At 47.0% G+C, this 1,148-nt stretch carries 1 protein-coding gene; it reads right to left on the bottom strand.

All coding sequences use genetic code 11. From position 1 onward, the window contains the following. The coding region (gene tuf / locus ATB76_RS26705) for an elongation factor Tu (RefSeq protein WP_052486879.1) at positions 1-1,148 on the bottom strand (1,148 nt) is incomplete at both ends.

The raw sequence follows: 1,148 nt of genomic DNA, 5'->3' as shown, positions 1-1,148 counted from the left end.
ATCTTAGCAACAACACCAGCACCTACAGTACGGCCACCTTCACGGATAGCGAAACGTAGACCTTCGTCCATTGCGATAGGAGCGATTAGTTCAACAACCATTTGGATGTTGTCGCCAGGCATTACCATTTCTACGCCTTCTGGTAGAGAGATATCACCAGTTACGTCAGTTGTACGGAAGTAGAACTGTGGACGGTAGCCTTTGAAGAACGGAGTATGACGGCCGCCTTCGTCTTTAGAAAGTACGTATACTTCTGACTCGAACTTAGTGTGTGGAGTGATTGAACCAGGCTTAGCTAGTACTTGACCACGTTCAACTTCGTCACGCTTAGTACCACGTAGAAGTGCACCAACGTTCTCACCAGCACGACCTTCGTCTAGAAGCTTACGGAACATTTCAACACCAGTACATGTAGTAGTAGTAGTGTCTTTGATACCTACGATAGCAACTTCGTCACCTACGTTTAGGATACCACGTTCGATACGGCCAGTTACTACTGTACCACGACCTTGGATTGAGAATACGTCTTCGATAGGCATTAGGAATGGCATATCTACTGCACGCTCTGGCTCAGGAATGTATGAATCTAGCGCTTCTGCTAGTTCAACAATCTTAGCTTCCCACTGCTCTTCGCCGTTTAGTGCGCCTAGTGCAGAACCTTGGATAACTGGTAGGTCATCACCTGGGAAATCGTACTCAGATAGAAGTTCACGAACTTCCATTTCTACTAGCTCTAGAAGCTCTTCATCATCAACCATGTCACATTTGTTCATGAATACGATGATGTAAGGGATACCAACCTGACGGCCTAGTAGGATGTGCTCACGAGTTTGTGGCATTGGACCATCTGTCGCAGCAACAACTAGGATACCACCGTCCATCTGTGCAGCACCAGTGATCATGTTTTTAACATAATCCGCGTGTCCTGGACAGTCTACGTGTGCGTAGTGACGAGTTGGAGTATCGTACTCAACGTGAGAAGTTGCGATTGTGATACCGCGCTCACGCTCTTCTGGAGCGTTATCGATAGATGCGAAGTCTTTAGCTACACCGCCGTAAACTTTAGCAAGAGTAGTACAGATAGCTGCAGTTAGAGTTGTTTTACCGTGGTCAACGTGGCCGATAGTACCAACGTTAACGTGCGGTTT

This window comes from Vibrio sp. MOR3 (genome assembly GCF_001557775.1).
Lineage (GTDB): Bacteria > Pseudomonadota > Gammaproteobacteria > Enterobacterales > Vibrionaceae > Vibrio > Vibrio jasicida.
The sequence above is the reverse complement of the archived record's forward strand: the minus strand, read 5'-3'. Positions and strand labels throughout refer to the sequence as shown.